10 protein-coding genes are annotated in these 9,220 nt (G+C 69.7%); 1 reads left to right on the top strand and 9 read right to left on the bottom strand.

Annotation, left to right across the window (positions count from 1 at the left end):
- From F3J10_RS32445 to F3J10_RS36705, 9 genes are all read right to left on the bottom strand, one after another.
- A partial coding sequence (locus F3J10_RS32445) for a sporulation protein (protein WP_167243802.1) occupies positions 1-570 on the bottom strand: 570 nt, incomplete at its 3' end.
- Between the two features lie 23 nt (positions 571-593).
- Complete coding sequence (gene folC, locus F3J10_RS32450; RefSeq protein WP_167234136.1) at positions 594-1,904, bottom strand: bifunctional tetrahydrofolate synthase/dihydrofolate synthase; 1,311 nt, start codon at positions 1,902-1,904, stop codon at positions 594-596.
- A gap of 99 nt (positions 1,905-2,003) precedes the next feature.
- Complete coding sequence (gene accD / locus F3J10_RS32455; protein ID WP_025098892.1) at positions 2,004-2,876, bottom strand: acetyl-CoA carboxylase, carboxyltransferase subunit beta; 873 nt, start codon at positions 2,874-2,876, stop codon at positions 2,004-2,006.
- Positions 2,877-2,964: 88 nt separating this feature from the next.
- Entirely contained in the window at positions 2,965-3,777 is an 813-nt protein-coding gene (gene trpA, locus F3J10_RS32460; protein ID WP_025098893.1) for a tryptophan synthase subunit alpha, read from the bottom strand.
- 52 nt (positions 3,778-3,829) lie between these two features.
- A complete protein-coding gene (locus tag F3J10_RS32465) occupies positions 3,830-4,690 on the bottom strand; it encodes a site-specific DNA-methyltransferase (protein WP_013690577.1) in 861 nt (286 codons plus the stop codon).
- A gap of 7 nt (positions 4,691-4,697) precedes the next feature.
- Complete coding sequence (gene trpB, locus F3J10_RS32470) at positions 4,698-5,891, bottom strand: tryptophan synthase subunit beta (protein WP_025098894.1); 1,194 nt, start codon at positions 5,889-5,891, stop codon at positions 4,698-4,700.
- Positions 5,892-5,942: 51 nt separating this feature from the next.
- Positions 5,943-6,641 carry a phosphoribosylanthranilate isomerase gene (locus F3J10_RS32475; protein WP_166916463.1) on the bottom strand — a complete coding sequence of 233 codons (699 nt, stop codon included), beginning with the start codon at positions 6,639-6,641 and terminating at the stop codon, positions 5,943-5,945.
- Positions 6,642-6,720: 79 nt separating this feature from the next.
- Positions 6,721-7,554 (bottom strand): tRNA pseudouridine(38-40) synthase TruA, encoded by an 834-nt coding sequence (gene truA / locus F3J10_RS32480; protein ID WP_025098896.1) that lies wholly within the window; start codon positions 7,552-7,554, stop codon positions 6,721-6,723.
- Positions 7,554-8,696, bottom strand: a complete 1,143-nt coding sequence (locus F3J10_RS36705) for a FimV/HubP family polar landmark protein (RefSeq protein WP_205200566.1) — start codon at positions 8,694-8,696, stop codon at positions 7,554-7,556. The genes truA and F3J10_RS36705 overlap by 1 nt, the downstream gene beginning before the upstream one ends.
- Positions 8,697-8,748: 52 nt before the next feature.
- Between F3J10_RS36705 and F3J10_RS36105 the strand changes: the two genes are divergently transcribed.
- Positions 8,749-9,220 (top strand): hypothetical protein (locus tag F3J10_RS36105; RefSeq protein WP_205200567.1); only part of this gene is annotated, 472 nt, incomplete at its 3' end.

Below are 9,220 nucleotides of genomic sequence, written 5' to 3' on the forward strand. Positions count from 1 at the left end.
GGCCGCGCGCGCGGGCGGCTGCGTCGCCGCAGCGGCAGGCTTGGGCGCGGGCACGGCGGGCGCGGCGGACTTGGGCGCGGCCTGCTGCGAGGCTTGCTGCTGAGCCGGCCTGGGCGGTGCCACGTCGGCCTTGCTGTCGGAGGAATCGGGGGAAGTGGCGGATTGCGCCGTCTGTGTGTCGTCGGCCGCGCCCGAGGCGGGCGGCTCGTCGTGCGCGACGCCGGCCTGCGTGTCGATCGGATCCTCGTCGCGCGAGGGTGCCGCGTGGGCAGGCTTGTTGGGGATGTCGATCGCGATGTCGTCGGTGACCGGCTTCGGATGCGAATCGAGGATCATCGGCAGCACGATCACCGCGGCCACCACCAACGCGATCGCGCCGACCAGGCGCCGGCGCGCGCGTTGTTTCTCGGGGAGGGTCGGGTCGAGCATCATCGCGTCCGAGGGCCGCTCGGCGCGGCGCGTGGTGCGCCGCTCGACTCGCTCGCTGCGTACGGCCCGGGAGCCGGATTTCGACCCGCGCCGGGATGGCGCGTCGTCGTCTTTCTTCTTGCCGAACGAGAAGATTCCCATGTATGGCTGGTCCGAACTACCCGTCAGTGTTGCTGCGATTTACGGTAGGCCATCACGCCGGCCACCGTATAAAAGCTACCAAAGACCACGATTCTATCATTCTCCGAGGCCCGTTTCAGGGCATCTCGAAAAGCGTCCGCAGGTGTGACGTGATGCGTGACGCTGCTGTCGGGGCCGTCCTCGACGCCCGCCTCGCGCAACGCCGCCTCGAGCGTCTCGGCCGACGCGGCGCGCGGCAGCGGCAGGTCGGTCACGCACCAGTGATCGATCTCGCCCTTCAACTGCTTGAGCACGCCGGCGATGTCCTTGTCGCGCATTGCGCCGAACACCGCGTAAGTGTACGGAAAGAAACCCATGTTGCCGAGGTTTTGCGCGAGAACCGCCGCCGCGTGCGGGTTATGCGCAACATCGAGGACGATCGCGGGCTTGCCGGGCAGCACCTGGAAGCGCCCCGCCAGCTCGACGTTGGCCAGGCCCAGGCGGATGTCCTGGGCCGACACCGGCAGGCGCGAGCGCAGCGCCTCCAGCGCGGCCAGCGCCGCCGAGGCATTGATCAGCTGGTTGGCGCCGCGCAGCGCCGGGTAGGCCAGCGCCGGATAGCGCTTGTCGCGGCCCAGGTAGCTCCACTGCTGGCGCTCGTTGCCCGGCTGCGCCTCGTAGCGGAAATCGCGACCGACCAGCCACAGGTCGGCGCCGATCGACTCGGCATGGTCGATCAGGGTTTGCGGCGGCGAGGGATCGCCGCAGATCGCCGGCGTAGCCGGGCGGAAGATGCCGGCCTTCTCGAAGCCGATCTTCTCGCGCGTGTCGCCCAGGTATTCGGTGTGGTCGATGTCGATGCTGGTGACGATCGCGCAGTCGGCGTCGATGATGTTCATCGCGTCGAGCCGGCCGCCCAGGCCCACCTCGAGGATCACCGCGTCGAGCCCGCTGTCGGCGAACAGGCGCAGGATCGCCAGCGTGGTGAACTCGAAATAGGTCAGCGTGACCGGCTGCGCCAGGCTCAGGCGCGCCGCCTCGACCGCCTCGAAATGCGGCAGCAGCAGTTCGTCGGCCACGTTCTCGCCGCCCAGGCGCGCGCGCTCGTTGAAGGCGATCAGGTGCGGCGAGGTATGGCAGCCGACGCGATAGCCGGCCTTCAGCAGGATGGTTTCGAGGAACGCGCAGGTCGAGCCCTTGCCGTTGGTGCCGCCGACCGTGATCACCGGGCACGAGAAGCTCAGCCCGAGCGCCTCCTTGACCTGGGTGATGCGGGCCAGGCCCATGTCGATACCGACCGGATGCGCGGTTTCGAGGTGCGAGAGCCAGGCCTCGAGAGTAGGAAATGTGCTCATCTGTACCACTGCGAATCTGCAGGAACGCTGAAAAACGAAAAACGCGCCGCCCGGCCGGGCCGGACGACGCGTCGGCATGGGCCGCGCGGCGCGCGTGACTCAGGCGAGCGCGTCGGCCGGCTGGCGCTGCAGCAGCGCGAGCAGTTGGGCGATCTCGTCGCGCATCTTGCGACGGTCGACGATCATGTCGATCGCGCCCGACTTCAGCAGGAATTCCGAGCGCTGGAAGCCTTCCGGCAGCTTCTCGCGCACCGTCTGCTCGATCACGCGCGGGCCGGCGAAGCCGATCAGCGCCTTCGGCTCGGCGATCACCACGTCGCCGAGGAAGGCGAAGCTGGCCGACACGCCGCCCATGGTCGGGTCGGTCAGCACCGAGATGAACGGCAGCTTGGCGTCCGCGAGCTTGGTCAGCATCGCGGTGGTCTTGGCCATCTGCATCAGCGACAGCAGGCTTTCCTGCATCCGCGCGCCGCCCGAGGCCGTCACGCAGATGAAGGGCACGTGCTGCTCGAGCGCGTTCTGCGCGCCGCGCGCGAAGCGCTCGCCCACCACCGAGCCCATCGAGCCGCCCATGAACGAGAACTCGAAGCAGGCCGCCACCACCGGCAGCGTGCGGATCGCGCCGCCCATCACCACCATCGCGTCGGTTTCGCCGGTTTCGTCCATCGCTTCCTTGAGACGATCCGGGTACTTGCGGCTGTCCTTGAACTTCAGCGTGTCGACCGGCACGATTTCCTGGCCGATCTCGTAGCGGCCTTCCGGATCGAGCAGCGCGTCCAGGCGCTCACGCGCGCCGATGCGCATGTGGTGATCGCATTTCGGGCACACGTGCAGGTTCGCCTCGACGTCGGAGCGGTACAGCACGGCCTCGCAAGACGGGCACTTGACCCACAGCCCCTCGGGGATGCCCTTGCGGCTCTTGGGGTCGGTCTGCTTGATCTTCGGCGGCAACAGCTTGTCGAGCCAGCTCATCGTATGGTTTCCCTCATCAGAACGGGCCGGATCGTTCCGGCCCGCATTCGGTGTTTCTCGGTATGTCGCGTGACGTCGCGCGGCGGCCTCAGGCCGCCCGGGCCTCGCCGTCGAGCGCGGCGCGGATCTCGGCGATGAAGGCCTTGAGCACGCCCACCGCCGCTTCCGGCGCCGCTTCCTCGAGCAGTTGCACGAGGCGGCTGCCGATCACGACCGCGTCGGAAACTTCGGCCACCGCGCGCGCCGTGGCGGCGTCGCGGATCCCGAAGCCGACGCCGACCGGAACCGGCACGCGCGACTTGATGGCCGGGATTTTACCCGCAATGCTGGAAACATCCAGATTTCCGGCGCCCGTCACCCCTTTCAGCGACACGTAATAGACATAACCGCTGGCGATCCGCCCCACTTCGGCCATCCGTTCCTCGGTCGAGGTGGGCGCCAGCAGGAAAATGGGGTCGATGCCGGCGGCGCGCATCGTGGCGGCGAAACCGGCCGCTTCCTCGGGCGGGTAGTCGACCACCAGCACGCCGTCGACGCCGGCCGCGGCGGCCGCCTCGGCGAAGGCCTCGGCGCCCATGCGCTCGATCGGGTTGGCATAACCCATCAGCACCACCGGGGTGCGGTCGTCGCGCTCGCGGAAGCGCTTGACGTCGTCCAGCACGTGCCGCAGCGTCACGCCGCGCGCCAGCGCGCGCTCGGACGAACGCTGGATCACCGGGCCGTCGGCCATCGGATCGGAGAACGGCACGCCGAGCTCGATCACGTCGGCGCCGCCTTCGGCCAGCGCGTGCATGAATTCGACGGTTTTCGCCGGGTCCGGATCGCCCGCCGTGAGGAAGGGAATCAGGCCCTTACGGCCCTGGGCGGCGAGTGCTGCAAAGGTGTTCTGGATACGGGACATGATGTCGTTTCCTGGATTCGGTCGCGATCGGCGGCGAGCGGCCCGTTCGGGCTCAGGCATCGGCCGGCGCGGCGAGCGCGGTGACGCGCTCGCGCGCGATCGCGCAATAACTCTCGTTGATCTCGTAGCCGATGAAGCGGCGTCCGTGTCGCGCGCTGGCCACGGCGGTGGTGCCGCTGCCCATGAACGGGTCCAGCACCACGCCGCCCGGCGGGCAGCTCGACAGCACCATCCGCTCGACCAGCTCGAGCGGTTTCTGGGTCGGGTGGTCGACTCGCTCCGCGTGCTGCCGATGCAGGCGCGAGACCGACCAGACGTCCTTCGGGTTGTAGCCCATCTCGAGCCACTTGCTGCCTTCGAACAGCTTGCGCGAACGCGCCTTCTTCGTTTCGGCGTCGTAGGGGATGCGGACCGGATCGAGATCGAAGTAATAGCCTTTCGATACCGCGAAAAAACCGATGTTGTCGTGCACCGAGGTGAAGCGGCGCGTGGTGCCGCCCATGCTCGGCACGCGGCGGTCCCAGATGATCTCGTTGATCATCGTCAGGCGCGTCTTCAGGAAGCTGAAGATCTCCGGCGCGTACTGCCAGGTGCAGAACACATAGAGCGAGCCGCTCGGCTTCAACTTCGGGATCGCCAGCTCGAGCCACTGCCGGGTCCACGCCAGGTGGGCGTCGCCCTGCAGCTTGTCGGAGTCGTTGCCGTAGTCCTTGCCGAGCCCGTAGGGCGGATCGGCGACGATCAGGTCGATCGACGCATCCGGCAGGCTCGCCGCATCGGTCAGGAAATCGCGGTGACGCAGCTCGATGCCGCCCGGCAACGCGGGTTCGGGACGCACGGATGCGGCGGCGGCCTCGGCCGCCTCGCCCTCGCTCGCCGCGCCGCCGGCCGGCTCCTCGATCAGGTCGCGCATCCGGGCGTCAGAGCACGATGCCGCCGCGTTCCGCGACGGTATGCATGTCCTTGTCGCCGCGGCCCGACAGATTGACCAGCAGGATGCGGTCCTTCGGCAGGGTGGCGGCGAGCTTGGCGCCGTAGGCGATCGCGTGGCTCGACTCGAGCGCCGGGATGATGCCCTCGATCCGGCAGCAGTCGTGGAAGGCCTTCAGCGCTTCCTCGTCGGTGATCGGCACGTATTGCGCGCGGCCGATGTCCTTGAGCCAGGCGTGCTCGGGGCCGACGCCGGGATAGTCGAGGCCGGCCGATACCGAATGCGTCTCGATGATCTGGCCGTCGTCGTCCTGCAGCAGGTAGGTGCGATTGCCGTGCAGCACGCCGGGGCTGCCGCCCGTCAGCGAGGCCGCGTGACGGCCCGTGTCGAGCCCGTCGCCGGCCGCCTCGACGCCGATCAGCTGGACGTTCGTATCGTCGATGTACGGGTAGAAGATCCCCATCGCGTTGGAGCCGCCGCCCACGCAGGCGATCACCGCGTCGGGCTGGCGCCCCGCCATCTCGGGCATCTGCACCTTGCACTCGTCGCCGATCACGCGCTGGAAGTCGCGCACCAGCATCGGATACGGATGCGGGCCGGCCACCGTGCCGATGATGTAGAAGGTGGTCTCGATGTTGGTGACCCAGTCGCGCATCGCCTCGTTGAGCGCGTCCTTGAGCGTGCGCGAGCCCGATTCGACCGGTACCACGGTCGCGCCGAGCAGCTTCATGCGGTAGACGTTGGCGGCCTGGCGGCGCACGTCCTCGGAACCCATGTAGACGATGCACTCCATGCCGAAGCGCGCGCAGATGGTGGCGGTGGCCACGCCGTGCTGGCCCGCGCCGGTCTCGGCGATCACGCGCTTCTTGCCCATCCGGCGCGCCAGCAGCGCCTGGCCGATCACGTTGTTGATCTTGTGCGCGCCGGTGTGGTTCAGGTCCTCGCGCTTCAGGTACAACTGCGCGCCGCCGAGCAGTTCGCTCCAGCGCTGCGCGTGGTAGATCGGCGAGGGGCGGCCGACGAAGTGCTTGAGCTCGCGGTTGTACTCGGCGACGAACTCGGGATCGTCGCGAAAGCGGTCGTAGGCCTCGCGCAGCTCGTCGAGCGCGTGGATCAGGGTTTCGGCGACGAACACGCCGCCATACGGGCCGAAGTGGCCGCGATCATCAGGAAGATCGTACATGAATGTGTCTCTCGACTGGCAGGCCCGGCGCATGCCGCGCCGGCCTTGTGCTCACTGGGCGTCCGCCGCGCGCACCGCGCTCACGAACGCCGCCATCCGGGCGTGATCCTTCACGCCCTTCTCGCCCGGTACCTCGATGCCACTGGAGACATCGACCGCGTACGGGCGGATCTGGCGTATCGCATCACCGACGTTTTGAGCGCTCAAGCCACCACTCAAAACGGCCCGATGCACGAGCTCTGCGGGAATAAGTGACCAATCGAAGACCTTGCCGCTGCCGCCGTAGTCCGGCACATGGGTGTCGAACAACAAGCCGCTGGCTGTCGAATAGTGAAGTGCCGATTCTACCAAATCGGCGCGCTGCGTCGAGGCCCCCACGCGCAGGGCGCGCATCCAGGGCAGCCGGGCCTCGCGCGCGAGCGCCAGGCACTGCTCCGGCGTCTCGTCGCCGTGGAACTGCAGCGTGGTGAGCGGCACCGCGTCGAGCACGCGCGCCAGTTCCCCGGGCGCGGCGTTCACGAACAGCCCGACCGCCGAGACGAAGGGCGGCACGCGCCGCACGAGTTCGGCGGCCTGCGCGATGCTCACCGCGCGCGGGCTCTTCGGGTAGAACACGAAGCCGACCGCGTCGGCGCCGAGCGCCACGGCATGATCGACATCGGCGGGACGGGACAGCCCGCACAGCTTGATGCGGGTGCGGGCTTGCGGCGTGGCGGCGGGGCCGCCGGCGGAAAGGGTCGTATCGGTCATCGTCAGGCGTTCCTGCTGGCGCGCGCGCCGCGAAGCCGGATCGGCTCGCGAGCGCGCGGCTCGGGTTCGATTGAGGCGCTCAGGGCTGCGGGTTCGCGCCGGGCGCCGGGCCGTCGAGGTCGGCCCACACCGTGCTCCACGGCACGCTGCCGAGTTGCGCGGGCGGCACCGCGAATTCCTCAGGATAGCCGACATGCGCCAGGTACAGGCCGTCGGGCGCGAAGGTCGGCGCGGCGCGCTCGCGGTTGCGCGCGGCCAGCACCTCGGCCATCCAGTCGGCCGGATAGCGGCCGCGTCCCACCGCGATCAGGCAGCCCATCAGGTTGCGCACCATGTGGTGCAGGAAGGCGTTGGCGCGGAACCGGAAGTGGATGAAGCTGCCCGAGGCGCGGATATCGATCTGGTGCAGGTGCTTGACCGGCGTCTTCGACTGGCATTCCGAGGAACGGAACGAGGAGAAGTCGTGCTCGCCGATCAGGTGCCGCGCGGCCTCGCGCATCGCCTCGATATCGAGCGGCGTGTGGACCCAGCCGGCGCGCGAGGCGAGCATCGGCGAGCGCACCGGATGCACGTAGAGCGCGTAGTAATAGGTGCGCTCGAACGCGGCGAAGCGCGCGTGGAAGCCGTCCGGCATCGGCCTGGCCCACTGCACGGCCACCGTCGAGGGCAGGAAGGCGTTGGTACCGCGCACCCAGGAGAAGTCGCTGCGATCGAGGTCGGTGTCGAAATGGACCACCTGCCCCAGGCCATGCACGCCCGTGTCGGTGCGGCCGGCCACCACCGTCTGCAGGGGCACCAGCGCGAACGCCTTGAGCGCGCGCTCCAGCTCGTCCTGCACGGTCTTGCCGTGCGGCTGCGATTGCCAGCCGCAGAACGCCGCGCCGTCGTACTGGATACCGAGGGCGATGCGCATCACGAGGCGTCGGCGAGTTTCGCGAGCATGGCGCGCGCGGCCTCGCGCGTATCGGCGCGGTTCGCATCGATCACCTCGCCCAGCAGCAGGCGCGCGCCGTGCAGGTCGCCGAGCTCGACGTATTCCCCGGCCAGTTCCAGCTTGTTGCGCGCGATCTGGTCCAGCGCGGCCTCGGTCGGCGGCGGCAGCGTCGCGCCCGGGCCGGCCGGCAGGTCGAGATCGAAATCCAGATTCAGCGCGCCGAACTGCGCGGCGCCGAAAGGCGTGAAGCCCGGGGCGGGACGGTTTTCGGGGATCGATGGGCCGGCTTCGTCGTCGAGCGGCAATTCGTCGTCGGCGGGATCCGTCCCCGTATGGGTCGCCGACGAGCCATGAAGGTCACCCTTCTGTTCGCCGGTTTCATGTGGATGAGTGGATTCGGACGGCTCGAGGCCCGCAGCCGGCAGGCGCGGGTCGGGCAGACCGTTAGTTGCGTCATGCGATGCAAAATCGAGGCCCGCGTCGGGCAGGCCGCTGCGCGGCGGCAGCGGCATGTCGAGGCTGTCGAGCGCGGACACCGCATCGGCCGGGAATTCGTGCACGGGCACACCGGACGAGACGGGATGAGTCAGTTCATTCAATTCGGTCAAGCTCGAAGGTTCGGCGGGAACGGCCGGCGGCGCTGCCTCGAGCGGCGCCGGCACGTTCCCGTGGTCGGACTGGCCCGGCGGCGGCTCGGCCGCGTCGGGCGTGTTGGTATGCGCGGCCAGGTCGGCCGCGGGTGCCGCGGGTTCGGCCGGCGTGACCGTCTCGTCAGGGACGGTCGCGGCGGCCGGTGTTTCGTTGGAAACCGCCGTCGGCGGGATGGTCGGCGGCGTGATCTCATGATCGCGATGATCGAGCGGGGCCGGGGCTTCCGGTTCGGCCGGCGTGCGTTGCGCCGCCGCTTCGGCGGCAAGCACGCCCGCGCCTGCCACGGGGTCGGCATCGGCGCCGCGCGCCGACGGCCGCGGCGTGACGGCCACCTCGTCCACGACCTTGCCCGCGGGCGGTTCGGACTTCGCCGCGGCCGGCACGGCCTCGTCATCCGGCTCGGTGCGTTTGCGACGCCGGAATGCGAAACCGAGGATCAGCGCCGCCGCCGCGACACCGACCGCGATCACCGCGGTTCGGTCGAACGGCGCCGCCGGGGCACCGGGTTGCGCGGCGGCCGGCTTGGCGGGTGCTGCTGCAACGGGCGGTGCCGAGGCCGGCACGGACGACGCCGAGGCGCTGGAAGCCGGCTCCGCCCCGCTCGCCGCCGATGCCACGCTTGCTGGCGCCGCCTTCGACGGCGCCGCTGCCGGCTTCGCCCTGGGGGCCGCGCTGTCGGGCGCGGGTTTGCCGATGCCGTGCAACTGCAATTCCATCAGCACGCGGTTCTTCAGCGCCAGCAATTGCTGCAGGCTGGACGGACGCGCCTGCGGTGCGTTCGCCAGCGGTGCCGAGGCCGCGCGGGGCGTGGCCGGGACCGCGCTGCCGGGGGCCAGCAGCGCGGCTTCCGCGGCGCTCGATCCAACCGGCGGCGCGGTCTGGATCGAACCGCTCCAGGAATGCGCGCTGGCCGGATCGCCGGGGTTGCCGCCATTGGCATGCTGGGCGGCGCCCGGCTGTGTTGCCGGTGCAACCATCGCCGCGGAGCCGCCCT

This window comes from Burkholderia sp. Cy-637, assembly GCF_011753175.1.
Lineage (GTDB): Bacteria > Pseudomonadota > Gammaproteobacteria > Burkholderiales > Burkholderiaceae > Burkholderia > Burkholderia gladioli.

Bases quoted from the DNA above. Each gene is read 5' to 3' on its own strand.
- folC (WP_167234136.1), bottom strand. From the start codon at position 1,904: ATGAGCACATTTCCTACTCTCGAGGCCTGGCTCTCGCACCTCGAAACC.
- F3J10_RS32475 (WP_166916463.1), bottom strand. From the start codon at position 6,641: ATGACCGATACGACCCTTTCCGCCGGCGGCCCCGCCGCCACGCCGCAA.
- trpB (WP_025098894.1), bottom strand. From the start codon at position 5,891: ATGTACGATCTTCCTGATGATCGCGGCCACTTCGGCCCGTATGGCGGC.
- trpA (WP_025098893.1), bottom strand. From the start codon at position 3,777: ATGTCCCGTATCCAGAACACCTTTGCAGCACTCGCCGCCCAGGGCCGT.
- accD (WP_025098892.1), bottom strand. From the start codon at position 2,876: ATGAGCTGGCTCGACAAGCTGTTGCCGCCGAAGATCAAGCAGACCGAC.
- truA (WP_025098896.1), bottom strand. From the start codon at position 7,554: ATGCGCATCGCCCTCGGTATCCAGTACGACGGCGCGGCGTTCTGCGGC.
- F3J10_RS32465 (WP_013690577.1), bottom strand. From the start codon at position 4,690: ATGCGCGACCTGATCGAGGAGCCGGCCGGCGGCGCGGCGAGCGAGGGC.